The 26,997-nt window shown below is 42.8% G+C and carries 21 protein-coding genes; 11 read left to right on the forward strand and 10 right to left on the reverse strand.

What is annotated here, in order from left to right; all coding sequences use genetic code 11:
* Window positions 1-125: 125 nt before the first annotated feature.
* Together PL8927_RS12375 and PL8927_RS28985 are read left to right on the forward strand one after the other, a co-directional pair.
* Window positions 126-2,453, forward strand: a complete 2,328-nt coding sequence (locus tag PL8927_RS12375) for an IMS domain-containing protein (RefSeq protein WP_083621803.1) — start codon at window positions 126-128, stop codon at window positions 2,451-2,453.
* Window positions 2,454-2,824: 371 nt separating this feature from the next.
* The gene (locus PL8927_RS28985) at window positions 2,825-4,870 is read left to right on the forward strand and encodes a DUF4912 domain-containing protein (protein WP_083621805.1); all 2,046 of its coding nucleotides are present in this window, start codon (window positions 2,825-2,827) and stop codon (window positions 4,868-4,870) included.
* Window positions 4,871-4,949: 79 nt separating this feature from the next.
* Here the strand turns inward: PL8927_RS28985 and PL8927_RS12385 are convergent, their stop codons facing one another.
* From PL8927_RS12385 to tmk, 3 genes are read right to left on the reverse strand one after another with little or no spacing between them, the layout of a single operon-like run.
* Window positions 4,950-7,193: an FUSC family protein gene (locus PL8927_RS12385; protein WP_083621807.1), complete on the reverse strand. Its 2,244-nt coding sequence runs from the start codon at window positions 7,191-7,193 to the stop codon at window positions 4,950-4,952.
* Between the two features lie 10 nt (window positions 7,194-7,203).
* On the reverse strand, window positions 7,204-8,169 hold the full coding sequence (holB, locus tag PL8927_RS12390) for a DNA polymerase III subunit delta' (RefSeq protein WP_083621809.1): 966 nt from the start codon (window positions 8,167-8,169) through the stop codon (window positions 7,204-7,206).
* 15 nt (window positions 8,170-8,184) lie between these two features.
* Window positions 8,185-8,829: a dTMP kinase gene (gene tmk / locus PL8927_RS12395; RefSeq protein ID WP_083621989.1), complete on the reverse strand. Its 645-nt coding sequence runs from the start codon at window positions 8,827-8,829 to the stop codon at window positions 8,185-8,187.
* Between the two features lie 174 nt (window positions 8,830-9,003).
* Between tmk and PL8927_RS12400 the strand changes: the two genes are divergently transcribed.
* Window positions 9,004-9,351 (forward strand): hypothetical protein, encoded by a 348-nt coding sequence (locus tag PL8927_RS12400; protein WP_083621812.1) that lies wholly within the window; start codon window positions 9,004-9,006, stop codon window positions 9,349-9,351.
* A gap of 719 nt (window positions 9,352-10,070) precedes the next feature.
* Here PL8927_RS12400 and PL8927_RS12410 read toward each other — a convergent pair.
* The 4 genes from PL8927_RS12410 to PL8927_RS12425 all read right to left on the reverse strand — a co-directional run bounded on the left by PL8927_RS12410 (window position 10,071) and on the right by PL8927_RS12425 (window position 13,401).
* Entirely contained in the window at window positions 10,071-10,649 is a 579-nt protein-coding gene (locus PL8927_RS12410; protein ID WP_156093178.1) for a PPC domain-containing protein, read from the reverse strand.
* Between the two features lie 32 nt (window positions 10,650-10,681).
* The gene (locus PL8927_RS12415) at window positions 10,682-12,172 is read right to left on the reverse strand and encodes a DVUA0089 family protein (RefSeq protein ID WP_083621814.1); all 1,491 of its coding nucleotides are present in this window, start codon (window positions 12,170-12,172) and stop codon (window positions 10,682-10,684) included.
* 249 nt (window positions 12,173-12,421) lie between these two features.
* Window positions 12,422-13,024: a DUF2059 domain-containing protein gene (locus PL8927_RS12420; protein ID WP_083621816.1), complete on the reverse strand. Its 603-nt coding sequence runs from the start codon at window positions 13,022-13,024 to the stop codon at window positions 12,422-12,424.
* A 155-nt stretch (window positions 13,025-13,179) separates the two neighbouring features.
* The gene (locus PL8927_RS12425) at window positions 13,180-13,401 is read right to left on the reverse strand and encodes a hypothetical protein (RefSeq protein WP_083621818.1); all 222 of its coding nucleotides are present in this window, start codon (window positions 13,399-13,401) and stop codon (window positions 13,180-13,182) included.
* Window positions 13,402-13,683: 282 nt separating this feature from the next.
* Here PL8927_RS12425 and rimO point away from each other — a divergent pair, with 282 nt between their 5' ends.
* The 6 genes from rimO to PL8927_RS12455 all read left to right on the forward strand — a co-directional run bounded on the left by rimO (window position 13,684) and on the right by PL8927_RS12455 (window position 20,489).
* Window positions 13,684-15,000, forward strand: a complete 1,317-nt coding sequence (gene rimO / locus PL8927_RS12430) for a 30S ribosomal protein S12 methylthiotransferase RimO (protein WP_083621820.1) — start codon at window positions 13,684-13,686, stop codon at window positions 14,998-15,000.
* A 383-nt stretch (window positions 15,001-15,383) separates the two neighbouring features.
* Window positions 15,384-16,802, forward strand: a complete 1,419-nt coding sequence (locus PL8927_RS12435) for a DEAD/DEAH box helicase (RefSeq protein ID WP_083621823.1) — start codon at window positions 15,384-15,386, stop codon at window positions 16,800-16,802.
* Between the two features lie 208 nt (window positions 16,803-17,010).
* Window positions 17,011-17,808: a tryptophan-rich sensory protein gene (locus PL8927_RS12440; RefSeq protein WP_083621826.1), complete on the forward strand. Its 798-nt coding sequence runs from the start codon at window positions 17,011-17,013 to the stop codon at window positions 17,806-17,808.
* A gap of 34 nt (window positions 17,809-17,842) precedes the next feature.
* Window positions 17,843-18,766 (forward strand): allantoinase PuuE, encoded by a 924-nt coding sequence (gene puuE / locus PL8927_RS12445; RefSeq protein WP_083621829.1) that lies wholly within the window; start codon window positions 17,843-17,845, stop codon window positions 18,764-18,766.
* 19 nt (window positions 18,767-18,785) lie between these two features.
* Window positions 18,786-19,430, forward strand: coding sequence for a calcium-binding protein (locus PL8927_RS12450; RefSeq protein ID WP_083621831.1), 645 nt, complete (start codon window positions 18,786-18,788; stop codon window positions 19,428-19,430).
* 27 nt (window positions 19,431-19,457) lie between these two features.
* Complete coding sequence (locus PL8927_RS12455; protein ID WP_083621833.1) at window positions 19,458-20,489, forward strand: hypothetical protein; 1,032 nt, start codon at window positions 19,458-19,460, stop codon at window positions 20,487-20,489.
* Window positions 20,490-20,806: 317 nt separating this feature from the next.
* Here the strand turns inward: PL8927_RS12455 and PL8927_RS12460 are convergent, their stop codons facing one another.
* Window positions 20,807-21,361 carry a phycobiliprotein lyase gene (locus PL8927_RS12460; protein WP_083621835.1) on the reverse strand — a complete coding sequence of 185 codons (555 nt, stop codon included), beginning with the start codon at window positions 21,359-21,361 and terminating at the stop codon, window positions 20,807-20,809.
* 110 nt (window positions 21,362-21,471) lie between these two features.
* Between PL8927_RS12460 and PL8927_RS12465 the strand changes: the two genes are divergently transcribed.
* Complete coding sequence (locus tag PL8927_RS12465; protein ID WP_331281815.1) at window positions 21,472-23,094, forward strand: MBL fold metallo-hydrolase; 1,623 nt, start codon at window positions 21,472-21,474, stop codon at window positions 23,092-23,094.
* Window positions 23,095-23,118: 24 nt separating this feature from the next.
* On the opposite strand, the gene PL8927_RS12470 is transcribed toward PL8927_RS12465, so the two are convergent.
* Both PL8927_RS12470 and PL8927_RS12475 read right to left on the reverse strand, forming a co-directional pair.
* Window positions 23,119-23,430: a DUF6679 family protein gene (locus tag PL8927_RS12470; RefSeq protein ID WP_083621837.1), complete on the reverse strand. Its 312-nt coding sequence runs from the start codon at window positions 23,428-23,430 to the stop codon at window positions 23,119-23,121.
* A 511-nt stretch (window positions 23,431-23,941) separates the two neighbouring features.
* Complete coding sequence (locus tag PL8927_RS12475) at window positions 23,942-24,781, reverse strand: RNA-guided endonuclease InsQ/TnpB family protein (protein WP_269322016.1); 840 nt, start codon at window positions 24,779-24,781, stop codon at window positions 23,942-23,944.
* Between the two features lie 101 nt (window positions 24,782-24,882).
* On the opposite strand from PL8927_RS12475, the gene PL8927_RS12480 reads away from it, so the two are divergent.
* The gene (locus PL8927_RS12480) at window positions 24,883-26,946 is read left to right on the forward strand and encodes a CapA family protein (protein WP_083621840.1); all 2,064 of its coding nucleotides are present in this window, start codon (window positions 24,883-24,885) and stop codon (window positions 26,944-26,946) included.
* Window positions 26,947-26,997: the final 51 nt, after the last annotated feature.

Here is a 26,997-nt window from a genome sequence, read left to right on the forward strand (position 1 = left end):
CCATGAGCTATTCACTTCTGGCGTTGCCTAAATTGGTTTAAGCAATCCCCGCACTTTTAGGACGGGGTTAGTGAATCCCTGCTAATATAGCTACTATCAGTTTCTCACCGTTGGGGAAGTGGCTCGTGCGTATTCCACTCGATTATTACCGAATATTAGGCTTACCGATTCAAGCAACTCCAGAACAACTCAAGCAAGCGCACCGCGATCGCACTTTGCAACTTCCGAGACGGGAGTATTCTGATTTGGCGATCACTGCACGCAAGCAATTGATTGATGAGGCGTATGCAGTTTTATCGGATGCCGATCAACGTCAAGCTTATGATATGGGGTTTCTAGCCAAAACCTACGAACCCGAATCAGAAGTTAAAACTCCCGCTTTTGGCAAACGTGTCACCAGCGAGGCCACTGCTTTAGAAGCTCTCATCGACTCTCATACACCGAGTATTGAGATCGAAGATAAACAATTTGTGGGCGCGTTATTACTGCTCCATGAATTAGGAGAATATGAATTAGTGGTGAAATTATGTCACCCCTATCTTAGTAATGGCAGTATTGGTCTAAAAGATGGCCGTTTCGGTGATCCGGCTCTGATAGTTCCTGATATTATTTTGACCGTTACCTCAGCTTATTTAGAACTCGGTCGAGAGCAGTGGCAACAAGGACAATATGAAAACGCCGCCTCTTCCCTAGAGGCTGGACAAAATCTATTATTACGAGAAAGCTTGTTTGCCAGTTTGAGAGGTGAAATGCAAACGGATCTCTACAAACTCCGTCCCTATCGGATTTTAGAATTACTCCAACTTCCCCTAGAAAAAGCCGCAGAACGTCGCAAAGGATTGCAACTCCTGCGAGAAATGCTCCATGAACGCGGCGGTATTGACGGCCAAGGGGAGGATCAATCCGGTTTAGGCATAGAGGACTTTCTGCGATTTGTGCAGCAACTCCGGCGCTACATAACCACCACTGAACAACAAGCGTTGTTTGAAGCCGAAGCTCGTCGTCCTTCTGCTGTTGCGACCTATTTAGCGGTTTATGCCTTAATTGCTCAAGGATTTGCCGAAGCTCAACCCGCATTAATTCGTAAAGCCAAATTAATGTTGATGCAGTTGGGGCGGCGTCAAGATGTACATTTAGAAAAAGCCGTTTGTGCCTTATTGTTAGGACAAACCGAAGAAGCCAGTCGCTCCTTAGAATTAAGTCAGGAACGGGAACCCATTGCCTTTATCCGAGAAAATTCCCAAAATTCTCCCGACTTGTTACCTGGATTATGTCTCTACGCCGAAAGTTGGTTACAAGATGAGGTGTTTCCCCATTTTCGGGATTTGCTAGATAAATCAGTTTCCTTGAAAGATTATTTCGCTGATCCCCATGTCCAAGCTTATCTGGAAGCCCTGCCCAATGAAACGGGAAATCCTTCCAATGAGTGGGTTGTGGTTCAACCTCGCCGTCCGGCGAGCGCCCCAACTTCCTCCTCCCAGTCCCCAACCCCAAAATCCAGTTCAACGGCCACAAATATTCAACTGACCCAGACCTCCTCAGACCCTCCCTCGATGACACTGACTGCCCAAAATCCAGAGGTATCGGGTTCTGGAATTAAAGAATTAGTTACCCCTATACCCTCCTCCCCCCCGCCTGCGAGTGTTCGGACGTCTGTAGAAACGGGTTCTACCTCAACCTCGTTACAAGGAAGCCGTAAAAGTCCTGAATCTTCCCGTCGCAGTCCCGCCTCCTCCGGGGAAACTCGACCTCCTAGCGTTGAACCCACGCCATCGGCTAATATCCCCCCAACTTCCGCACAGACAAACGCTTCTCCCCCTGCTAATAGCAGTAGTCTCCGTCGTATTCAACGAAAAAATGAGGCGAGTAAATGGGGGCGGTTGTTAATTCTCGGCCTGGGAGGATTAATCGGGGTTTGGATACTGTGGTTTTTACTTTCCCGAACCTTTGGAGCCTTAGCCGATGTTTTGGGATGGTCTGGGCCAACGTTGAAAGGGGAGCAGGCAATGGTGCAGTTAAACCAGCCACCGTTGCCCATTCCTGAAGCTAAACCCGTGACCGCCGAGCCAGAGAAAATTACGCCTGAAGTGGCTGAAACCAAACTCAATCAATGGTTATCGGCGAAATCCGTAGCGATGGGGCCTGACCATCAAGTCGAAGCCTTACAACAAATTTTAGTTGATCCGGCTCTAGCTCGTTGGGTAGGGATGGCAGAAACGATGAAACAAGATGGTTCCCATCGCACCTATAAACACAGCCTCAAAGTCACTGAGGTACAGATGGATCAAGCTAATCCTAATCAAGCCGTAGCCTATGCGGATGTTCAGGAACAGGTTACATCCTATAGTCAGGGTAAACTCCAAAACTCTGAAGATGCCTCTTTACAACTCCAATATCGCTTTATTCGTAAGGATGGCGAATGGCGGATAGAAGATTGGCAAGTCATTCGCTAATGTACCAGGGAACAGGGAACAGGGAACAGGGAACAGGAAGGAAGAAGAAGAAAAAGTTTAACAGTTTAGGTTTCAGCATCAGTGTTTGTCAAACATCGTTTTGGCGACTGCTATATCTCTAATTTCTGCTCCATTTTTCCCTCTTTGATCCCAAAGAGGATTTTTTTTACTGCAAATGTCAGGATTTCATGACATCATGATCCCCAAAACCCTTAAAACTGTGTATATTTACTCATCAATAACTTAATTTACCCCTTGACCAAATCAGATATTTTCTGCAAGATGGTCATAAATCAAGCGATCCCCATGATCCCGAAGAATTTCTACAGAGTTATCAGTCTGCTGTTTAAGCCAATGGAGATCACTCTTTTATGCCAAAGGAACGTCCACCTTTAGAAGATATGAACTTGCGGCAACTCCGCAGGGTAGCAAGTGAATATCGCATTTCTCGCTATAGCCGAATGCGTAAATCTCAGCTTTTAGAAGCTGTTCAGGAAATCGACAGTCAGAAATTTGGAACCCCTAATCCATCACGCGCATTGGAGGCACAAGAAGAAGTGAAAGTCGCAAAGTTTTCCCTAGTCGGTCAAAACTATCAGATCAGTGATTCCTTATCCTCTGTGGATGAGGGTTTAGCCGATTTACCGGTCGGATATGGTGAAAGTCAGATCGTGATGATGCCCAGAGATCCCGAATGGGCCTATGCTTACTGGGACGTTTCTAACGAACAGAAAGAAATGCTTCGGCGTCAAGGCGGACAACAACTGGCCCTGCGGATCTCTGACGTTACTGATATTGATTTGGACTATCAAAGTCCCCACAGTATTCAAGAATATCCTTGTGATGAATTAGCGCGAGAATGGTATTTACCTATTCCTGTCAGCGATCGCGACTATGTAGTTGAAATTGGTTATCGCTGTGTTGATGGCCGTTGGTTAGGATTAGCCCGTTCTGCGACGACTCGGATTCCTCCAGTTTATCCCGCAGAATGGATTGATGATCAATTTATTACGGTTTCCTGGGAAGAAGAATTACAGGGGAAAACCTTCTATGAATTCCCCGTCCCCAGCAAAACTTATGTTCTTGCAGGTGTTCACGATGACCTGTTTGGGTTATCCAAGCAAGCAGAAGCGAAACGCATCGCAGGTTCTCTGTTTGGTTCCATGCACCAAGTCGTCAAACCCCAAGAGACGGTCAGTTCCTTTATCTTCCCCTCCGGCGTGGGAATGTGGGCGTCGGTCGTTGGCGAAACCATGTCCGGTGTTGGCATTACTCAAAGCTTATCCGGTGTGGGAATGTCCGGTGTCGGGATGAGTATGTCCGGTGTTGGACAAATCATGTCCGGTGTCGGTATGTCCGGTGTTGGACAAATCATGTCCGGTGTCGGTATGTCCGGTATTGGTATGGGTTACACCCAGTCCGGTATTGGTCAAACCATGTCCGGTGTCGGACAAATTATGTCTGGTGTCGGTATTGGACAAACCATGTCTGGCATCGGAATGTCTGGTGTCGGTATGGGTATCGGTCAAACCATGTCCGGTGTCGGTATGTCCGGTATTGGTATCGGTGAAATCATGTCCGGTGTGGGATTAGGTTACACCACTTCCGGTGTGGGAATGTCTGGCGTTGGTATCGGTATCGGTCAAACGATGTCCGGTGTGGGAATGTCCGGCGTCGGTATGGGTTACACCCAGTCCGGTGTTGGTTATACTCAGTCCGGTGTTGGTTATACTCAATCTGGCGTTGGACAAACGATGTCCGGTGTGGGAATGTCCGGTGTCGGTATGGGTTACACCCAGTCCGGTGTTGGTTATACTCAGTCCGGTGTTGGTTATACTCAGTCCGGTGTTGGACAAATAATGTCTGGCGTTGGTATCGGTCAAACTATGTCTGGTGTCGGTATGTCCGGCGTTGGTATGGGTTACACCCAGTCCGGTGTTGGCTATACCCAGTCTGGTGTTGGTTACACTCAGTCCGGTGTCGGTTACACTCAGTCTGGTGTTGGCTATACCCAATCTGGTGTCGGACAAACTCAATCTGGTGTCGGCATGAGTATGTCCGGTGCAGGATTAGGCTATACAATGTCCGGTATGGGAATGTCCGGTATTGGCATGGGCTCCTCAATGCCACCAATACGTCCTCGTGAGTTCTGGTTAGTGGCTGATGCTGAACTCATTATCTATGGTGCGACCGAACCCGATGCTAACTTAACTATTGGCGGACGTCCGATTAAACTCAACCCCGATGGTACATTCCGGTTACAGATGTCCTTCCAAGACGGTTTACTTGATTTCCCTATTTTCGCCGTTGCTGCGGATGGAGAACAAACTCGTTCTGTTCACCTCAAGTTTGTCCGTGAAACCCCTGAACGTCATACGAATACAAAAGAAGAAGCAGTACCCGAATGGCTGCACTAATTTTTTGAAATCCAAACGTTAACAACTTAATAGTTTAGAATGATACACCCCTCGACCCGATTTGAGGGGTGTACATTTATTAAGATGACGTCAAACGAATAGCCGTTGAATCAATAGAATTGATGGAATTGAGCATTTGATTAAGTTCAATCCCTAAAATTGTATAATCTTTTAAAAATTGACGGGTAGGGGTATCGTTTTGATCCGTCGCAAACTCTTCTAAGCGAGTCACTTGTAAGGTTTGTAAATGGGTTTGTATAGATTGAATGGCGGGATCAAAATCGGGTAAAGCCGGAGGTAAAGTTTCTGTTAAAATCGCATTAACTAATGACGGAAAAAATTGATTCACTCCGTCAACAAAAGTCGCTAACTCAGGATGGGGTTCAGTCCCGGTAAAATGTTCCAATTGTGCTAATAGAACACTCACAGAACGGCTAAACTGATGTAAATAAATTAATAAGGTCATTTTCGGTTCAATATCCGCAGCAGAAGTATAGGGATCATGACTTAACTGTTGTAAAGCAGCTTGAGCATTAAAATAGGCTAAACGGGTTTTTTGTCGTTGTTTGATAATCACGTTTAAATTATAGGGGGTTGTTCCTAAATAAACCGATAAAACGGTATTAAAATAATCATGAGAAGCTGTAATTGTCTTGACTAATTTAGCTGATAACTGTTCTTTTTCATTAGATCGAAATAACACAAACGCACCGACAAAAGCTAAGGCTGCACCCACACAAGTACAGAGTAAACGAACCATCGCAATTTCCCAATTTCCCCCTTGTCTACTCATTTCTAATCCAATGGCAAAGATAGAAATAAAAAATACAGCTAAACCATAATGAAAGGGAACTAAAGAAAATCCTAAAATCATCGAACCTAAATTAATACTTTCTAAAATCATTGAATTAGGAATAATTATCCAAAGAATCGGTGTAATAATTGCTCCTAAAATTGTTCCGAACATTCGATGAAAAAACCGTTGAAACGTTCCACCAAAATTAGGTTGTAAAACCACTAAAATAGTAATCGTTAACCAATTTCCCTGCGGAATTTCTGCTATACTATAAATAGCCACCCCGATAGTTGTCATCATTCCTAAGCGTAACCCATGACGAAAAAAGCTAGAGTCAAAGGTAAAGTTATCTCGCAAGGGATCAAACCCAGAGGTAATTTTAAATCCTGATAGGGTTTCAGTTTCTTCAGAAATAATTTTATTTTTTTGCGGACGACTAATCGATTGATTATTTTTAACTTGGGTTACGGTTATCGCTGTACAATCTAATTGGCGAATAATCGTTTCTAAAGTGGAAACAATTCGTTCTATAACGACTAATGCGGGATAATCTTCAGCATGATCAGCAATTGTTTTTTGTTGAAGTTCTTTTTGTTGTGCGATCGCAATCACAATCCGTTTTAAAGAAGAACTATCTACAGAAACAGATTGATTTCCCAAAAGTTTAACTAAATTTTGACAAAATAGGGCAATTTTTTCTAACGCATCATCAACTAAAATACAGACAGTGACAAATTGGGAATCATGCTGATGCAGTTGGACTAATTCTGTTAAATTAACAATAGATGTAATTAAATTATCTGCATCCTGAATTAAAATAATAGCCGCTTCCCCTAACCTGGTATTTCCTAATCTTAATTTCCGGTCTAATGTCCAAGCTTGACGTGCATTCTGTAAAGTTTCTCGAAGTTGACTCACCCGTTTTAATTCGTCGGTTTCAGATCGGTTTAGAGCTTGATTAATATATTTTGATATTCCTTGATAACATTGAGTAATTGATTTTTTCAGAGGAAGATGAGGATTTAACGGCCAAATTCCTAAACATAATATCATTGTCCACCCCCCAGCCAGAAGACAAATCATTCCTCTTTGACTGGCAATTTCCCAACCTCCAGACGGTAAATTCAGGGTAAATAAAGTAAACAGTCCAATTACAATTCCAGAGAGAACCCCAGGATGTCCATATAAAGCAATATACCCCGCTAAAAATAAGCTAAAAAATGTTAATATTAGTTTAAAAAATAGAAAATGTGAAACGAGAGTTGCTAAGACAACTAATCCCGTAGAGATTAAAACCGTAAATAATAGAGAAATTGCCCTTGTAGAATAAAAACCTCCCGCATCACTGAGGAGAAAAAATAAGCTAGAAATTCCGACAGACAAACCAATATTAGGATTAGCAGTTAATTGTCCTACTACCAGAGAAACCCCTAATGTAATGGCAATTCTTAATCCTCTTGCCAGTTTAATATTACCACTGGGTTTTAGGAGAAAACTAAAGTGTTTATTGACAAAAATTGCAGTCATAAAATAACCGTTATAAAAATTTACTCATTAACGTACATTCCCAAGTCAATCGCGGTTGCACATAATTTAATAAATATTGTCGGGTTTTTTCTAACTGTTTTAAAAACCGATCATCAATAATTCCCGTTTTTTGTTGATTTTGCCAATCACAATGTTGTAAATAATCTACTAACCATAATTGAGCTTCACTATCCAAAGTTTGACTAATTTCCTTCGCTAACTCTAAGGCTGACCTTAAGTTAGGCGGAGGTTGTTTAACTTTATTTAACAATTCTACAGGAATTGTTTGTAATTGTTGCATCAGAGCGATCGCTTGTCCCGGACTTCCTTGCGCCATTGCTAAAATTTCAGCATGGGATAAAATATCGGTATAATTCTGCTGTTGTAAAACCTGCTTCATCCCTGCATCTGTTAACCGATAAAACGGAATTTTTGCACAGCGAGAAACCAGCGTTGGTAATAAAGCATCAATTCCCGGCGCAATTAAAATAATTGTAGCTTTTCCCGGCTCTTCTAAGGTTTTTAATAACCCATTAGCGGCAGATTCTGCCATTGATTCCGCGTGTTCAACGACCACTATTAACCGAGAAGCTTCTAAGGGAGGACGACTCAAAAATTGACTAATTTCTCGAATTTGTTCAATCCGAATTTGAGGGGGTGCTTTGCGTTTAACTCCGGCTTCTGCGGCTTCTTTTGCAGATAATCTTTTTCCCTGATGTAAATAAGTCGGCTCTACCCATAAAATATCCGGGTGATTTTTCTGTTGAATTCGAGAGTGAATCTGTTTTTGATTCACCTGTTTTATAGAGTTTTGACAAAATAAAAATTCTATAAAACAATTAGCCGTTAACGTCCGACCAATGCCATCAACTCCCGCAAATAAATAAGCCGGAGCAATCCGATTTTGAGCAACGACTTGGGTTAACAATTCAATAGCAGGCTGTTGTTCAATTAATCGATCAAAAAAAGCATTCATGTTATTTTAATAAACTTAAAGAATTAATCCCCATTCTATTAATTTTTGACTTAAAATCAATTGAATCTTTTCCGTAACTCGATCAATATTTAACGTTCCATCAATCTTTATAATTCGCTCTGGGTTAGCTTCAGCTAATCGTTGAAACCCCTGTTGTACACGCTGATGAAATGCTAAATTCGCTTGTTCCATGCGATCAATTTTACCTCTGGCGCGAGTTCTGGCGAGTCCAATTTCCACATCCACATCTAACCATAAGGTTAAATCACTTTCTAAACCTTGGGTAGCAATCTGATTCAATTGTTCAATTAAACTGAGATCTAAACCTCGACCATAACCTTGATAAGCGATGGTCGAGTCGGTATAGCGATCGCATAAAATAATCGTTCCCTGGTATAATAACGGTTTAAGAAATCCCTCAATATGTTGAGCGCGATCGGCAGCATACATCAATAATTCTGCGCGATCTTGAATCGGTTCTTCTTCCTGATATTCTAATAATAAACGTCTCAATTCCTGGCCTAAGAGAGTTCCCCCTGGTTCACGGGTCATGACCACAGGTGCATCCGTCAGACTTTGTAACCAAACCTGGACACGCTGCATCTGAGTTGTTTTTCCCCCACCTTCAACGCCTTCAAAAACAATTAATTTTCCCCGCATCTGCTGACCTTCTCCCCCAGAAATCAATAATGATCGTCTTGCCATTCAAAACGTTCTCTAAATATGATAAGGTCTGGAATAGACCATGATCGTTTCAATGGTTTAATCAATGAGGTTAAGTTTATCCTCAATTTTGTTAAATCGAAATTGCCTGTCGCACCTCTGGAGTTTTCTATGGCCCGCTACACTGGATTTTTTATTGTTAATGTCGGGATCGAAGATCTACGACCGATGATGATTGAGATCCTAGAATCCTGTAATTTAGAGATCACTTATCAAACCCCCAGTTCAATTATTGCACGGGAGGCTTTAGGCCAAGTAACGGTGCATGAATTAGTGATTGCGGAAGTGGTTTTTGATACCGCAACTTCCAGTATCAATGAAACAAAAATGACCGTTTATATTAAAAATGAAGCCTTAGCTCTACAAAGTGTCAATCACTGTCGCGGAATCTTTGAACAAGTGAGTCAATTAATTATTGATAATCGTCAGTGGGTGCTTTTAGAAAGTATTGCGTTATAAGAGACTCACCTGAACACGTCCAAAGCGTGTCAACTTTAAGGCTAAAAGTAGGCCGAAAAACCAAAAGTTCGTTGATTTTTTTAAGCGTCCTAGATCCCCCCTAACCCCCCNTGGTTATACTCAATCTGGCGTTGGACAAACGATGTCCGGTGTGGGTATGTCCGGTGTCGGTATGGGTTACACCCAGTCCGGTGTTGGTTACACCCAGTCCGGTGTTGGACAAATAATGTCTGGCGTTGGTATCGGTCAAACGATGTCCGGTGTGGGAATGTCTGGTGTCGGTATGGGTTACACCCAGTCCGGTGTTGGTTATACCCAGTCTGGTGTTGGACAAATAATGTCTGGCGTTGGTATCGGTCAAACGATGTCCGGTGTGGGAATGTCCGGCGTCGGTATGGGTTACACCCAGTCCGGTGTTGGTTATACCCAGTCTGGTATTGGACAAATAATGTCTGGCGTTGGTATCGGTCAAACGATGTCCGGTGTGGGAATGTCTGGTGTCGGTATGGGTTACACCCAGTNGGATGCGTGACCTCCATCCGTGTCAACTTAATCTACGTTAGCCCTGAACTAAAGTTCGGGCTAAAAGCTGAAGTCATCTAAAGATGACTAAGATCATTCTTGATTAACCCGTTTTAACGGGTTTGAGCTTTTAGCCTGAAATTTATTTCAAGGCTTTTAGCGTAATTGTTGACACTAATGGAACACGTCTCTAAATTTTACTTAACTTTAAGCAAATATTTCCCTTTTCCTTTACTATCATAAGCGTTAACAATTACGCGGTAAGTTCCCGTTTTGGGTAATGTGACAGTAATTTGAGAATTGGAATTATTTTGATCAATATCATCATGTTCTTGGAGTAATTCATTATCGGGGGTAAACACAGCCAGATAAGTATCAAACTCAGAACTTTCTAAGGAAATGGTAATTTGTTGACCTTGGGTTCCGTCAAAGGTATATTCATCATACAAACTTTGATCAGAAGACAAAACCTGATCTCCATCTTTTAGTTCCCCTTTCTCGTCCAGCAATATTGAACTGGGTGCAGGTGGTGAAGCTTCTGGAGAGGGTTCAGGAGTTGGTGTTGGTGTTGGAGTTTCGGCGGGTGCAGGTGTTTCTTCAACCTCTGGTACAGGACTCACAGAAGGTTGGGGAGTCGGTGTTTCTTGAGCGACAGCTTGTTCGAGTTTCAACCCGTTTAATAAACTAGAATCAGAAACTTTCAAGACATCCAGCAGTGGGGTTTGAGCCAAAATCAATACCCCCATTGTTGTTGTCCAAATTAACATTTTTTGCATAAATAACCTCAATTGATTAGATAATTCCTTCGTTAACGAACGGTTAACAAATACTGACCGCGACCCGTTTTATCATAAGCATTGACAACTACCCGATACCGACCTGTGACGGGTAAAGTCACCCGAATAGCTGCATTTTTATCTGAGCGACTCGCATCATCATTTTCAGCAATTAATTCTCCCTTGGGGTCAAATAACGCTAAGTAAGGATCAAAATCCCGACTTTCTAAACGAATCCAGATAGACTGACCCTGTTGTCCATCAAAAGTATATTCATCATACAAGCTACCATCGGATGACAAAACCGAATCTTTATTTTCTAATACCCCTTCTTGATTTAAAATTAAACCTTTTGTGGGATCATTGGGTGAGAATGCTGTTGCTTTCAACTTCAAACGATAAGATCCTGACTCTCCCGCTTCATAGGAATTGACTAATAAAATATAAGTGCCATCCGTTGGTAAAGTAATACTAATTTTCGCATCTTTTTCTCCCCCACTATCATCATCTTGAGCCAATTCACTCCCATCTTCTGTTAACAAAATTAAATAGGAATCAACCTCTTTACTATTCATTTCAATCGTGACTTGTTGACCCGCTTTTCCCGTAAAGGCATAAACATGATAAAAGCTATTATCAACAGGTAGAACTTTATCCCCCTGTTTGAGAATATCTGAAATTTCCGGGCCGTTTAATTCAATCCGTTTAGCATTTTCCATTTCAAAAACCGGGGTTTCTGGCGGCGGAGTTCGAGGCGCACGTCCCTCTCTTACCGCTTGCAAAAACGGAGGAACTTTATCAACAGAAATTGCAAAACCAATGCCAATATTTCCCCCTCCCTGACCCCGTGTAAAAATCGCTGTATTCACCCCAATTAATTCCCCCGCACTATTCAGTAAAGGGCCGCCGGAGTTACCAGGATTAATCGCCGCATCGGTTTGAATCAAATTCCGCTCTTTATCCAGGCGGCTAACAATTCCCACCGTTAAGGTGTTTTGGAATTGACCAAAAGGATTTCCAATAGCAAAGGCTCGTTGACCGACTTTCACCGAATTGGGACTAGCAATGGGAATAGTCGGTAAGTTTCTACCATTGCGAATTTTCAACACCGCTAAATCGAGTCCATCTTCACCAAAAGCCATCACATCCGCTTCTAATTTACGACCATCGGCTAAAGTGACAGTTACAGTTCCTCCGGCGGACACAACATGAGCATTCGTTAATACTAAACCATCGGGACTAATAATCGCGCCACTGCCATTAGTTTTTTCCGTGTCAATAGAAACAACAGCCGGACTCGCCTTTTCATAAACTTTAATATTGGTTTCTTCTTCCGTTGCTTCTTGAGCCAAAATCAGGCGAGAATCAAGACCCTGATTAGAGATTAAATCGGGAGAGGAGATAGAAGATTGAGATAAAATTGAAAGGGTTTTAGATAGACTGGCGTTGGCAACCGGGACATTAATTAAGGCTCCAACAGTGAACAGTCCAACTGTTGCAAATTGCAAAAATAGGGAATTCATAGGTCTTTGTAGCTGGCTATTCCGCCTAAGTGTACTTGATAGAAATGCGCCTTTTCTCTCCCGAAGCAAGCGGGGTTTAAATCTGTATCCAATTACAAGTTAACCTCAAGAGAACTTGGGTTAATCGGTTTTTTTCCTCACACTGCGGATAATTTTAATATAGCTTTAAGTTATCGGCTGAGGGTAGATGTAGCACTGGGCTAAACACTCTTATTAATTCTCCAGTCCGAGGTTTGAATCGGGAATTTGTTATTTAGAATTAAAACGCTCTATTTCCTGTTCAAATATTTCTTTAAAAATTTGAATGGCTTGAGGTTGAATAATTTGGGAGACTCGTTGCATCGATTCTACCAGTAACTCTGGCATAACAGTAATCGTTTTTTTACCCGTTGGGGTATTATAGAAATCAATCATTGCTTGCAAATCTGCTTCGGTAAAATATTTATCATAAAGGGGATAATAAACCGTTTCCATAATTTTATTAAAATCAAGCTGTTCCATTAATCGCTGATTATATTGGGTAACAATTCGATTCATATCTTGATTGATTTCATTGATCATTTCTGCTTTTTTTGCTTCCGAAATCCCCGATGTTTCAGGAATAATCGATTGTAAAATCCCATTAATCTCTTGTTGCATTTGTACAGACGTAATTTGGCTGACATTGCGAAACATTTTTTCGCCTCCTGTCAGTTCAATTAATTCCTTGATGAGTTGACGTTTTTCTTCAGAAACAGGTTGTTGAGATAATTGTAAACGGGGTTCGGGAACAGATTGCGCTTTCACAGGTGCGGGGAAACTTACCCCTAAATATAAAACGGTTCCCAGTAATAAAATTTGCTTTAAGAACACACCAAACCTCCTAATTTTTGCGATAATATTGCCAAAATGCGATCGCTCGTTAAATTTCTATCTCTCTATCTTAGCAAAAATAATCAAAAACCTCCTGCATTCCGTTGAAGCGAAGGAACGCAGTGATTGATATCATCACCGAGGAAGAATATATTTTAATAGGGACAAAGAGAACACTGTTCCACACAGGTTCCCGAATTATTAGTATGGATTCTCAGATCATATAACCGATCAACGGCTTGATTAATTAAATGCTGCGCCGTGGCATCTTCCGAGGCATCTTGTGCGGAATCTAGGAGATGAATAATATCGGTAATCTTTTGGAACGCTGCGGTTTTATCTTGATGTAATTGATAAGGACAGAATAGACAACGCATAATCACGCCTAACTCATGAATCTATCTTGAGAGCTAGAGTGTTTCTATGTCATCCATCCATAGAAGTAATTAATACTCCTCATGTAAGAATTATCCTAACCTAAGTGGATTGCGGGATATTTCTTAAAGCTTTGGAGTTAATCTCTCTAGGGGTGCGTGCGCTGCGCTTACACACCCTACGAATTATAATAATATAATAAAAATCACAGTTTGAGTAAAATAGTAAAATATCTGGTACAATACAAGGTTCGTTGTGTAATCTTTATACAGAATTTTATTAGAATGGCAACTCAGCCAACGATTGCGATCTCTCACCTCGGTTGCGAAAAAAATCGCATTGATACCGAACATATCCTCGGTTTACTGGTACAAGCCGGCTATCAAGTCGATTCTAACGAAGAATTAGCCGATTATGTGATTGTCAATACCTGTAGTTTTATTGAAGCGGCTAGGGAAGAATCCGTTCGCACCCTGGTAGAATTAGCCGATGCCAAGAAAAAAATTGTGATCACAGGCTGTATGGCGCAGCACTTCCAAGAACAACTGTTAGATGAACTCCCCGAAGCCGTTGCGGTGGTGGGAACCGGAGATTATCATAAAATTGTCGATGTGATCAAACGGGTCGAACAGGGAGAACGGGTTAAGGAAATTTCCGCCGAACCCACCTATATTGCCGATGAAACCGTTCCTCGTTATCGTACCACTAGCGAGGGGGTTGCCTATTTGCGAGTTGCAGAAGGCTGTGACTATCGCTGCGCCTTTTGTATTATTCCCCACTTGCGCGGAAACCAGCGATCGCGTACTATAGAATCAATTATTACTGAAGCCCAGCAATTAGCCGATCAAGGGGTTCAGGAAATAATACTCATTTCCCAAATTACCACCAACTACGGACTCGATCTGTACGGTGAACCCAAACTGGCAGAATTATTAAGGGCATTAGGAAAAGTTGATATTCCCTGGATACGGATGCACTATGCCTATCCAACGGGGTTAACCCCAAAAGTAATTGCAGCAATTCAAGACACCCCTAACGTTTTACCTTATTTAGATTTACCGCTACAACATTCCCATCCCGATGTGTTACGGGCGATGAACCGTCCTTGGCAAGGACGAGTCAACGATCAGATTATTGAAAAACTGAAAACCGCCATCCCGGATGCGGTACTTCGTACCACTTTTATAGTCGGTTTTCCTGGGGAAACTGAGGAACACTTTGAACACCTGCGCGAATTTGTGCAATGTCACCAATTCGATCATGTGGGCGTGTTTACTTTCTCTCCCGAAGCAGGAACTCCCGCTTATGAATTACCAAATCAACTCCCGCAAGCGGTCATGGATGCCCGTCGGGATGCCTTGATGCAGGTACAACAACCCATTTCCCTGAAACAAAATCAAAAGTCGATCGGAAACGTTGTAGACGTTCTAATTGAACAACAAAACCCCCAAACGGGAGAACTGATCGGTCGTTCTTCCCGTTTCGCCCCCGAAGTAGACGGCTTAGTTTATATTGAAGGCGATGCCCGTTTGGGTTCACTGATCAAAGTCCAAATCACCGACGCTGATATTTATGATCTCTATGGGTACGTCTTAGAGTAGGTTTTGGGTTGATCGTTAGCCGTCAGCAGTTAGCCGTCAACAGCCAACCATCAACCCATTTAAGGAAATCGCGGCAAATTTTAAGAAATTTGTTGTTATGTTTCTGAATATTAAGCGTTATCCTAGAGAGAGATGGTCTATTAAAGGGTCTGATTGACTAAGCAACCTTAAAAGGTTGTGACTAAGAGTGACTTCAGGAACTTTGAAGACCTTGGAAGATAATTAGGTTCCAAGATGCCCCTGAGACAGCGTAACTCAACTTTTGTAGAGAGCTACGTCAAGCGTTATAGCAAAACCAATAAACCTCTGCATCGTAGTAAAATTGTCTCGACTGAATAGGGTAGTGGAAGGAACCGGGCTAAAACACATAGACAGGAGAATTAATGAGTCCATCTTTTGCAAGCTTAGGAATTTCCGAAGAACGAGCGAGTTATCTGGAAACAATAGGCTTTTCTGAACCTACCGCCATTCAGGTCGAAGCAATTCCCCATATATTGGCTGGACGTGACGTGGTGGGACTGGCTCAAACCGGGACGGGCAAAACAGCCGCCTTCTCATTGCCCATTCTGGAGCAATTAGACACCAGTGCCAAAGGCGTACAAGCGTTAATCCTGACCCCAACTCGTGAGTTGGCCATGCAAGTTAAAGAAGCGATTCGGAAAATGACCGATGATCGCAGCTTGTATGTGTTAACCGTTTATGGCGGTCAGTCGATTGATCGACAAATTCAACGGTTACAACAGGGCGTTCAGATTGTCGTTGGCACACCTGGACGGATTTTAGATTTACTCAACCGGGGTAATCTAAAATTTGATCGGATTAAGTGGTTAGTATTGGATGAAGCCGATGAAATGTTAAGCATGGGCTTTATTCAAGATGTAGAGAAAATTCTGGAATCCGTTGCTGAAGATCGGCAAACGGCATTTTTCTCCGCCACAATGGAGCCTTCGATTTGGAAACTGGTGAAGAAATTCCTCAAAAATCCAGTCACCATTAAAGCCGAAAACCCCAAAGCTACCCCCAAACGGATTGAACAACGTGCTTATATGGCTCCCCGGGGCTGGACAAAAGCACGGGCGTTGCAACCGATTTTAGAATTAGAAGATCCAGAATCGGCGATTATTTTTGTTCGCACCAAACAAGCGGCTGCGGAGTTAACCACTTTCCTGCAAGGGGCGGGTCATAGTGTCGATGAATATCATGGCAACTTGAACCAAACCCAACGGGAACGACTGCTGCAACGCTTCCGCCGTCGTCAAGTCCGGTGGATCGTAGCGACCGATATTGCGGCACGGGGATTAGATGTAGATCATCTCACCCACGTGATTAACTACGATTTACCCGATAACGCGGAAAGTTATGTTCACCGTATTGGTCGCACAGGTCGCGCCGGACGGGACGGAATCGCCATTACGCTGATTCAACCGATTGATCGCCGGAAACTGCGGATCATCGAGCGTCATTTGCGCCATAACTTCACGGTGTTGTCCATTCCTAAGCGATCGCAAATTGAAGCCCGTTATATTGACCGTCTGCAAGGACGGGTGCGGGAAGCTTTAGCTGGCGAACGGGTAGCCTCCTTTTTGCCGATTGTGGCACAATTGGGAGAGGAATATGATCCCCATGCGATCGCGGCAGCCGCCTTACAACTGGCCTACGATCAAACTCGTCCGAGTTGGTTAGATTCTGACTTTGATGACCAGGAGGAAGAAACACAAATGTCTTCTTCTTCTTCTTCTTCTCCTAAACCCAAATTAAACCGTCGGATTTCTCGTCCTTCGGTTACTCAAGGCGTTGAATAGAATTCATCGTTGAGGAGGCTCAAAGTCGATTAAAGTATAGCAACCGCCAAGGCAGTTAGGACAGAGACGGATGCTGGAACCAAGGGCGGTGAAGTATGCACCTCCGGTGTTCCCTGTTCCCTGTTCCCTGTTCCCTGTTCCCTGCTATAGAAACAGAGACGCGATTTATCGTGTCTCTCAATTTTTTTGTTGTTATTTTCCAAGGGCAATGCAGACTAATTCTCAGGACTCTAATCTTAGCTCGATCAGACAATGGGCGAATTTAATTGCGATTATAGCCGCATTTGGAATTAATGTATTAGCGAATATAGCTCCTTTTAATGGGTTAACCATTGGAGAAATTTCTAATACTATTTTTAGGAATGTTAAAATTATTCCCGCTAATTATGCCTTTGCAATTTGGGGTTTAATTTATGTGGGGTTATTGGCTTTTGCGGGTTATCAATATTTACCTCAAAACCGAGAAAATCCTCGATTACAAACATTAGGTTTTGCGGTTGTTTTAGCCTGTGTTGCCCAGATTATCTGGGTATTTTTATTTCAATATCAAATGTTTTTTCTGTCCTTATGGGCAATGATCGCTATTTTAAACTCGTTGATTGTGGCGTATTTACGGTTAAATATTGGTAAAGTTAGAGTTTCCCAAAAAGAACGCTGGTGTATAGATATTCCGATTAGTATTTATTTAGGATGGATTAGTGTCGCCACAATTGTTAATGTAGCTTTAGTCTTAGAAACTTGGCAATGGACAGGGGGAGGAATTTCACCGGAACTCTGGACAGCGATTTTATTAGTGATTGCGGGAACCTTAGCTGCTATTTTAATCATTGAACGCAATGAAATTGCTTATCCATTTGTGATTATGTGGGCACTGTGTGCGATCGCTGTTCGCCAAGCCACTCAACCCATCATTTTAGTCACCGCCATCGCCGTATCCCTATCATTAGGATTATTTGGATTAAGTTTAACCATTCTCCGTCATCAGAAGACAGAAAATAGGAAGTAGAAGGAACAGAGAAAATAGGGAGGAAATCAATATCATGACTGAAAATTATCCCAGGGATATGGTGGGTTATGGTCGTCATACTCCCGATCCCAAATGGCAGAATCAAGCCCGAATTGCCGTACAATTTGTGATTAATTATGAAGAAGGTGGCGAGAATTGTATTCTACACGGCGATCAATCCTCAGAAGCCTTTTTATCAGAAATTATTGGGGCTGAACCCTTTCACGGACTGCGCCATTTAAACATGGAATCCATTTATGAATATGGCAGCAGAGCCGGGTTTTGGCGACTCTATCGGCTGTTTACCCAACGTCATATCCCCCTGACCGTTTATGGGGTTGCAATGGCCTTAGAACGCAACCGAGAAGCCGTTGCAGCGATGTTAGAAGCGGACTGGGAAATTGCTAGTCATGGGTATCGCTGGATTGATTATAAATATTTTAATCAAGAAATGGAGCGGGAACATTTACAAAAAGCGATCGCCCTTCATACCGAAGTTACCGGAACTCGACCCCTCGGTTGGTATACTGGACGCACCAGTTCCCACACCCGCAAATTAGTTGTAGAGGAAGGAGGATTTTTATATGATGCTGATAGTTATGCCGATGATTTACCCTATTGGGTTTATGATTATGGAAAACCCCATTTAGTCATTCCTTATACTCTTGATAATAATGATATGCGATTTGCAACAAATCAAGGGTTTAATTGTGGGGAACAATTTTTTACCTATTTAAAAGATGCCTTTGATGTTTTATACGCCGAAGGAGAAACCGCACCTAAAATGATCAGTATTGGATTACATTGTCGTTTAGTCGGTAGACCCGGACGGGCGGCGGCATTAGCTCGCTTTTTAGATTATATTCTAAATCATAATCGGGTTTGGATCTGTCGTCGGATTGATATCGCTAAACATTGGTATGAGTATCATCAACCTATCCCCGGAAACAACTGTTAACTTTACCCACAAAATTTATATGGCAGACACAACTGTTATTCTGGATAATAATACCTTTGAGTTTTTATTAGGAACTGAAGCCAGCGATACGGTATTTGGAGGGGTAGAAGATGACTTAATTTTAGGACTTTCAGGGAATGATTTTTTATCAGGAAATCTAGGAAATGATTGGATAAATGGAAATCTTGATAATGATGCGGTTGTGGGAAATGAAGGTAATGATACCCTTTATGGCGGACAAAATAATGATGTTTTAGATGGTCGGAGTGGAGATGATTTATTATATGGAAATTTAGATAATGATGACCTAACCGGAGATATTGGAAATGATAGTTTATTTGGAGGTCAAGGAACCGATATTCTCCGGGGAAATGATGGCGATGACTGGTTATATGGAGATAAAGAGAATGATACCCTAATTGGAGGAGCCGGAAGCGATCGCTTTATCCTGACGAATAATCAAGGAAGTGATACTATTAATGACTTTACCCAGGGGGAAGATTTCATCGGGTTAACAGGAGGATTAACCTTTGCACAATTAACCTTAGTTTCTGATACTAATAATACCCTAATTCGTGTCAGCAGTAGCAACGAAATTTTAGCCACATTAATTAATATTTCTGCCAATACTCTCAGCAGTAGTGACTTTCAAATTCTGCCTTAAATTTAATCTCCTATCCCCTCTTTAACCATGTCTAAACAGATTCATTCCCTGGATATCAATGTTCATCCGCAACTAGAAAAATCCCTCGGTTATCAGTCTAACCGTCGATGGGTTGCTTGGTATTGGGAACCCGATATTGAACAAGCCTTCTTTACTGATGGTCAAAACGTAGGAACAACTTCCTCTTTATCTTGGCAAATCTTTCTCGAACATCCTAAGATTAGTTCCAGTTTACAACAGTATTTTAGCCCCAATGATCAGCAATATGGGTTACTTTTAGATCGAACAACCCGGAACCTTTATGTTGGGGAAGGAAAACTGATTCAAAATTTATTAGAACAACCGGATAGTTTAAGTGTACTTGCGTGTTTAGAAACTCCAGATCGTTCCTTTTCTCTGGGGAGTAATAGTCTTAAATATCAATGGAATCAATTCACCCATTTCGCTTTACTTTTGAATCTCTTAAAATGGGTTCCCTTGGGGGTGGGAATTGCAGTGATCACGACATTGGGTTTAAAAAACGTATCCTCCTTAATTCCTAAATTAGAACAGCAATTAAAAGTATCTCCTCCTGCTCAACCCCTGCTAATTTCTAATCAAAGTTGTGGGGTCGGGGGAAGTGATGATTTAACTCGTTATGTAACGACTACATCCCAGTCTAAAGAATTGCATTTAATTGGAGTCTATGAAGCTCATCCCAATCATAGCGGAAATGATCATTCTTCAGGTACAATATCTGTTGAGATCAACCGTCAAAATCAACCGATTATATTAGCTTTATCAGCTTATGAACCTGTCACCTGGGAAGTGAATGTTAAGCCAGGGGTAATCCTTGAAAAAATTATCTTAAATGGATATTATGATCAAAAAATTATTGGGGTTTCAGGAATTCCAATTGAGGAGTATAGCCAGGAAGGAACAAATCGAGTCTTAGGGAACTTTCCCTATCAATGGAATAGTGTTTCTTCTACTCTTGTTAATCAACTTGAGAAGCAAATAGAACTTCCTGTCACCTCATTTCAAGGCTGTTATCGGGGAACAGCCTTCAAAATTCAGTAAAAAATTAAGAAATTATTGGATTTCTTGACGGACTCAAAATTCAGCTTATTATTAAGAATAGCAAAAGGTTAGATTCTCCTGTTGCTTTCCTGTTACCCTGTCTTTGATCCTAGATGGGTTGGAACACTCCCTCCAAAGCGTTTCAACTTAAGTCTAAAAGCCTGGAAATAAATTTCAGGCGTAGGGACGGGTTCAGTGGGGTTGCGGTTAATCAGGAAAGATCTTGTAGAACCCGCCCCTACAAACCCGTTTTAACTAATTCCCTAATTCCCTAATTCCCTAATTCCCTAATTCCCTAATTCCCTAATTCCCTAAAATCATTGTTTTTGTTCAACCCCAAACCCAACTAACAATACGGTTTCCAAAGGTTGATTCTCTATAGGTCGCTGATAATTAATAATCCGACGAATTCTTAACTCTGGATTAATTAAGGTAATAGAGTCCACCGATACAACACGGGTATAGGTTGTTGTCATTAACAATTCACGGGTTTGGATATCATAGCGAAAGTGCGCCACCATCGGTTTCGCTTCCTCATAAGCTTTATCGCGTAAATAGTCCCCTTCAATGATCGGGAAATCCAATTTTTGTGGTACAAAGAGAATATTCAATTGCTGGGAAACCTCATCCCCTTTTTCCGAAACCGTTTGAAACGCCAGTCGATATCCAGGGAGAATCTGTAATTCTAAGTTTGTTGACAAACGGTGATTATCTTCTAAGACTTTAGCTTTGGCTTCATTGTCTAGGGGATGAATCACAAATTCGGTGTGCGATCGCTCAACCTCCCGATGGGTAAGGTAATGGTAGGTGCGTTCCGTTGTCCATTGACCCACACAATGATCAAAAAATTCTTGGAATTGTGCAATTGACATGGCGAATGTAACTCCTCTTAACTTATTTTTGCAACAGTTTTTAACATTTTTTTAGCAAAAATCCCTTGTACTCCTAAAATCTATACTAATTATCCTGTTGATAAACTCCTGTGATTGACCTGGAATGTTTGCCCTATAGCGTTGGCCATGCAGAGGACGGTTTGTGTCTGCTGGTGCGGATGGGATCTCATCGCATTTTACTCGATTGTGGTGTTCAGGACATTTCACCCCTATTAGCATCCGTAGATCAACCCCCCGCAGACTTAATTCTCTGTTCCCATGCTCATGCGGATCATGCTCAAGGTTTACTCGCCTTCCATCAGGCTTTTCCTCAAATTCCCATCTATGCCAGTGAAGTCACAACCCAACTGTTACCCCTAAACTGGCTGGACTGGAAACCTGACCCCCATCTTCCCCTCTGTCAGGCGTTACCTTGGAACTCTCCCATCCAACTGAAACCCGGACTCAGTGTCACCTTATTTCCGGCGGGTCATTTACCCGGAGCCTCCGTAATTTTAATCAATTATGTGACACCGGAACGCAATTATAAACTGATTTACACCGGAGATTGTTTTCTCTCCAATTCTCGCCTAGTCGAAGGTCTACCCTTGGGGGAGTTGCGCGGACTCAAACCCGATGTTTTAATCTTAGAAGGCAGTTATGGAACCGCTCGTCATCCCCATCGCCGTCAACTGGAAAATCAACTTGCAGAACGGTTGTATCGGGCTATAGAAGCTCAATATTGCCTGCTATTACCGACACCCACCTTGGGGTTAGGACAAGAACTGCTGATGTTGCTTCGCAGTCACCATTATTTTACAGGACGAGATCTCGATATTTGGGTTGATGGCACCGTTGCGACTGGATGCGATATTTACTTACAACTGCTCTCGCGTTTTCCGGCCAGCGTCCAAAACTTTGCCCAACATCAGCCCCTATTTTGGGATGAACGCATTCGGCCGAGAGTCCGACGGCTAACACCGGAACAACGCCCACAACTGGGTCAGTCTCCCTGTATTGTTCTCACGGATGAATATGCAGATTGGCATTCCTATTGGATGGATTCTACCCTGCCTTGGATGTTATTTTTGCCGCAAAAACCCGGTAGAACCCTAGATATTCTCCCGATTTCGGAATCTGTAGAAACGGAGCTTGGCTCCTGGGTACCGAGGGTTGAAACCTATTTCATCTCAGAACATTGTGATGGCCCTGGTACAACTCAACTCATCCACAACCTTCGACCCCAACATATTATTTTTGTTCACGGTTCTCCGACCTATTTGGCGGATCTGACCAATTTAGAAGAACTCCGAAACCGCTATCAACTCCATACTCCGAATGCCGGAACCTTAGTAGAGTTGCCCATTGGGGAAACATTCCTACAACCCCCCTTAACTGAAATTCAGTATGAAGGGGAGATCACCGAGTTTGAAACTCAACTTCACATTACTCTACCCCCAGCTTTAACCACCGATCCTCGGTGGCCAGCTTTTGCTGATACCGGGTTAGTAGAAGCCCGATGGCAGGGAGAAGAATTAGTGCTGCGCGGCATTTCTCAACGGGAATTTCTAAGCGTTGGGAGCGATCGCCCGATTCCCCCAGATCTCGACTGTTGTGGCAACTGTCAATACTATCGGGGACAACGCTGTTGGAATCACTCCTCTGCCCTCTACGGCTTCAAAGTGACCTCAGATGGCTATTGCCCGATGTTTGAATCCCTGGAACGACCCTAATCAAGCTCTGGACAACTGCCCCACTTATTCGGGACTTGATTCGGAACTGGGGTTCCGAATTTGTTCAGCTTCGGGACAGTCTTCAGAAATCGGAAGATCATAATCACACTTGGGAACGGAAGCCAACTTCTGACTAAGGGCACCAATACTTTCTATGCGGATCATTTCTTCCCAAGAACATAACTCATCTTCTTCATCTGTCTCATAGCGCAGCGTGACTAGATCTCCCTCAATGTCTGTAATTCGAGCTTTCTCAATCCAACGTTGCTGATCCCGTAAGAAAATAGAGACTTCCCGACTGTCACAACAAAGTTGATAAATCTTGCGATGTAGCATTTTTTACTTTTCCTGAGAAGTTCGCTGACTCGTGTAATTGTTCTGTGTTAACCGAGTATTTAAGCTAAAGCCGGATGCCGAAGCATCTAAAAATTGTACCCGATTGCAAGGTGATCAGTTTTAACTAAACTGTCGTCCTCATATTCTAACCTCTCGGATAAATTTAGCCTAATAATATTAGTCTGTACTTATGCCTTCAGAGTGAGGACATTTTCAGTATACACCCTAAATCTGGGTAGAGTTGGCTCAAGAAAGGGGTTTTAAACAACTTTCCTTGGAGTCGAGGTCTGTCTCAGTCCCAACTCAACTTAAGCGATCGCACTGCCTAACCAGCTTATAATAAACCGGGTAAACTTTTTCAAGAAAAGTTATCGGTCTACCGAAGGGCGTTATGTTTATAACAATTCAGTGTTTAACAAACTGTTCGCTACAATACAGGGTCAAGAGTATTGTAATTGAGTGAACTACCCACACTGACTGGGAGTACCAAGTACAGTGTCGGCTTCTGTACTCACAGGCGAATGCCAGAACTTAGACTTTCGCNCTCTACGATGACAGCTTGGCTATCGCTGACCAACTTATAACTAAGTTTATGTAGAAAATCTTGCCGGGAATTACTAACTCGTTCGTACAGTTTAGCTACAATTTTTCTATACTTTTGTCTTGACTTACTTCCTTTTTGTTTACGCGCTAATTTCTTCTGTTTGCGTTTGAGGTTTTTCTCATGTTTAGCTAAGTGTTTAGGATTGTCATATTTAGAAACCTTTTCACCATCAGTAACAACTGCAAAGTTTTTGATTCCTAAGTCAATACCATAAATCTTACCTTCTGAAACAGTAGGGTTTTCCCCTTCTACTTCTGTCAGGATAGATGCCAAATATTTCCCGGAAGGTGTTTGACTAATAGTTACAGTCTTGATTTTCCCTTCAATGGGTCTATGTATTTTAGCTTTGACTATCCCAATATTGCCAGGAAGTTTGACATTACCCTCAACAATTTTGACATTTTGAGGGTATTGAATTGACTGTTTGCCATGTTTAGACTTAAACTTAGGGAAACCTGCACGTTGAGCAAAAAAGTTTTTATATGCTGTGGTTAGATTAAGTGTTGTAGCTTGTAAAACCTGACTATAACAATTAGCCAGCCACAGGGTATCTTCGGCTTTTTTGAGCTTAGGCAGTAGGGCGTTGAGTGCTAAGCGTCCCAATCCTTTCCCCGTATCTTGATAAACCTGAATGGATTTATTTAAGGCATAATTCCACCACCAGCGCGAACATCCAAATGTTTGGGCTAGTCGTGCTTTTTGCCATGCAGTTGGATACAGACGGACTTGTACAGCTTTATGTAGCACTCGATTTGCACCTCCTGGTCTGAATATATTACTACATACTCCCGAAAACAGTAAAATCAACTGTAATCAAGATCGTTTCTAAGGGGGAGGGCAAAGTTTTCATGGTTTATGCGGAAAATCTCTTATCACCATCTATTTTTGAATTAGCCCGTTCTGGAGATTTAAGGGCAATTAGCTATTTAATTAATACCTATCTCAGACCCGAAGGCATTTATGCCAAAGTCGCACCTCCTGATCACAAAGGGTGCTTACCTGTCCTGGTTGAGTTTCAACAAGAACCGATAGCCGAAAGTATTGTTAAGTTTATCTGTCACTTCCTCTGGAAACTTAACGCTCCCAACCTAGAAGGGGTGAGAATTGCGGCTCGGTATCAAGGGGATGGGGAGATCCTCTGGAAACAATCGGTGCGACTTGTTACCCCGGCTAATCGTGTGCATCGAGGACAAACCCGGTGGTTAAACCTAGACAGGATTAAATTTAAAACCCTGCGGTTAATGCTGCTGATGGGTTCAGCCGTTTCTTCCTTTGTTTTAGGCTGTTGGGTAAGTTATTACGAAGTCGCGGCTCAAGGATTGCCCCTACCCCCAAATCGAGCCCAAGAAAACGTCGTCATGATCGCGCCCCCTCCTAAACGTTCTGAGACTGTCCAAGCTGCCTTAGAAGCAGTTCCGGTGGTGCAACACCAACAGGTTCAAAATCCCCAAGACCCGACCGTTACCTTAGTTTTTGGGGGGGATGTCACCCTGGCGAATCACTTTGAAAATGTGATTGGAACTAACTATTCCTTACCCTTTGCCCAACTGTCCGAATACCGGGATGCGGATCTGGCGATGGTGAATTTAGAAAATCCCCTCACCCGTTCAACTCTGCGCCGTCCCAACAAACAGTTTAATTTCAAAGCCGATCCAGAAGCCGTTAAGGTATTAACAGAAGGGGGTATTGATATTGTCAATCTAGCCAATAATCACACGATGGACTATGAGGAATCCGGGCTAGTGGAAACGATGGAAACCTTAGACCGGGCTGGAATTCAGGCGGTGGGAGCAGGTCGAGATCTCAAAGAAGCTCGTCGCCCTGTGATTGTTGAAGTTAAAGGTCAACGCATTGCCTATTTCGGTTATTATGACGCCGACTTTCATGCAGCGGCTGAGGGAGTCGCGGGAACCAATCCCCGATATGATGATCGGGTGGCGGCGGATATTAAAACGATTCGAGATCAGGTGGATTGGGTGGTGGTTAACTATCATTGGGGGGCAGAATTGGCTGATTACCCCGGAGACTGGCAAATTGACTTAGCTCGATTCACCATTGACCAAGGGGCAGATGTAGTGATTGGTCATCATCCCCATGTTTTGCAGGGTGCAGAAATTTATAAGGGTCGGCCAATTGTTTACTCCCTGGGGAATTTTATTTTTGGGGGGAATAGTCGTACAGACTATGAAACGGCGGTTTTAAGAGTGGCTTTAAATAATAATCGCAAAATGAAGGTGGAATTTTTACCTGTGGAGGTGACTCAATATCAAGCTAAGGTGATATCGGGAGAAAAGGGCGAGGATATTGTCAAGCGGGTAGCGCGACTCTCACAAATTTTTGATCAACCGATGCAGTCTGCTGTGGTTTTAGACGCGCCCCAGCGTGAGATTAAACAAGTTGATGCCCCTTTAACCCCAGTCGGGGAAACGACTTTACCCTTCGTTACCGAAACTGAGCCGAAACCGTCATCGACTGTTACCGAGGGATCTCCTGCTGAACCTCCAATTGAGTCTGTGTCTCAACCGTCAGCAACGGAAGAATTACCGAAACCGTTATCGGAGGAGTCGGGTTCTGCATTGACCGAGACAACACCCTTACCGCCTAAATTGGAGACTAAAACCGAAAGTCAGGATGACCTGAAACCTTATATTGAGCAACCTTTTATTAAAGATCCGTTTATTTCTCTTCCTTCTTTTCCCCAAACGACCGTTCCCAACTCTCAAAGTTCCCAGAGTCCCAATTCCCCGATCTCCTTTCAAATTGTGATTCCCGATCGCCATTCTGGACAGGAAAAGCCTGCTTCAACGGCATCAGAAGTGTCTGGAACACAACCCGGAAAGACATCTCATTCTGGGATAGAACTTCCTTTAATGTCTGAACAATATCCAGCATTTTATCAAGCCATCGGCTAATATCCCGGTCGGAATGGGTTGAGTTGGGTAGTTCACTGCCAGTTTCTTGTA

It is taken from the genome of Planktothrix serta PCC 8927, from assembly GCF_900010725.2.
Taxonomy (GTDB): Bacteria; Cyanobacteriota; Cyanobacteriia; order Cyanobacteriales; family Microcoleaceae; genus Planktothrix; species Planktothrix serta.

What these genes read in the sequence shown, in the direction of transcription:
- PL8927_RS12410 (WP_156093178.1), bottom strand. Translation starts at nt 10,649, where the DNA reads ATGCAAAAAATGTTAATTTGGACAACAACAATGGGGGTATTGATTTTG.
- PL8927_RS12470 (WP_083621837.1), bottom strand. Translation starts at nt 23,430, where the DNA reads ATGCTACATCGCAAGATTTATCAACTTTGTTGTGACAGTCGGGAAGTC.
- PL8927_RS12425 (WP_083621818.1), bottom strand. Translation starts at nt 13,401, where the DNA reads ATGCGTTGTCTATTCTGTCCTTATCAATTACATCAAGATAAAACCGCA.
- tmk (WP_083621989.1), bottom strand. Translation starts at nt 8,829, where the DNA reads ATGCGGGGAAAATTAATTGTTTTTGAAGGCGTTGAAGGTGGGGGAAAA.
- PL8927_RS12440 (WP_083621826.1), top strand. Translation starts at nt 17,011, where the DNA reads ATGCAGACTAATTCTCAGGACTCTAATCTTAGCTCGATCAGACAATGG.
- PL8927_RS12435 (WP_083621823.1), top strand. Translation starts at nt 15,384, where the DNA reads ATGAGTCCATCTTTTGCAAGCTTAGGAATTTCCGAAGAACGAGCGAGT.
- PL8927_RS12385 (WP_083621807.1), bottom strand. Translation starts at nt 7,193, where the DNA reads ATGACTGCAATTTTTGTCAATAAACACTTTAGTTTTCTCCTAAAACCC.
- holB (WP_083621809.1), bottom strand. Translation starts at nt 8,169, where the DNA reads ATGAATGCTTTTTTTGATCGATTAATTGAACAACAGCCTGCTATTGAA.
- PL8927_RS12415 (WP_083621814.1), bottom strand. Translation starts at nt 12,172, where the DNA reads ATGAATTCCCTATTTTTGCAATTTGCAACAGTTGGACTGTTCACTGTT.
- PL8927_RS12480 (WP_083621840.1), top strand. Translation starts at nt 24,883, where the DNA reads ATGGTTTATGCGGAAAATCTCTTATCACCATCTATTTTTGAATTAGCC.
- rimO (WP_083621820.1), top strand. Translation starts at nt 13,684, where the DNA reads ATGGCAACTCAGCCAACGATTGCGATCTCTCACCTCGGTTGCGAAAAA.
- PL8927_RS12450 (WP_083621831.1), top strand. Translation starts at nt 18,786, where the DNA reads ATGGCAGACACAACTGTTATTCTGGATAATAATACCTTTGAGTTTTTA.
- PL8927_RS12400 (WP_083621812.1), top strand. Translation starts at nt 9,004, where the DNA reads ATGGCCCGCTACACTGGATTTTTTATTGTTAATGTCGGGATCGAAGAT.
- PL8927_RS12455 (WP_083621833.1), top strand. Translation starts at nt 19,458, where the DNA reads ATGTCTAAACAGATTCATTCCCTGGATATCAATGTTCATCCGCAACTA.
- puuE (WP_083621829.1), top strand. Translation starts at nt 17,843, where the DNA reads ATGACTGAAAATTATCCCAGGGATATGGTGGGTTATGGTCGTCATACT.
- PL8927_RS12460 (WP_083621835.1), bottom strand. Translation starts at nt 21,361, where the DNA reads ATGTCAATTGCACAATTCCAAGAATTTTTTGATCATTGTGTGGGTCAA.
- PL8927_RS28985 (WP_083621805.1), top strand. Translation starts at nt 2,825, where the DNA reads ATGCCAAAGGAACGTCCACCTTTAGAAGATATGAACTTGCGGCAACTC.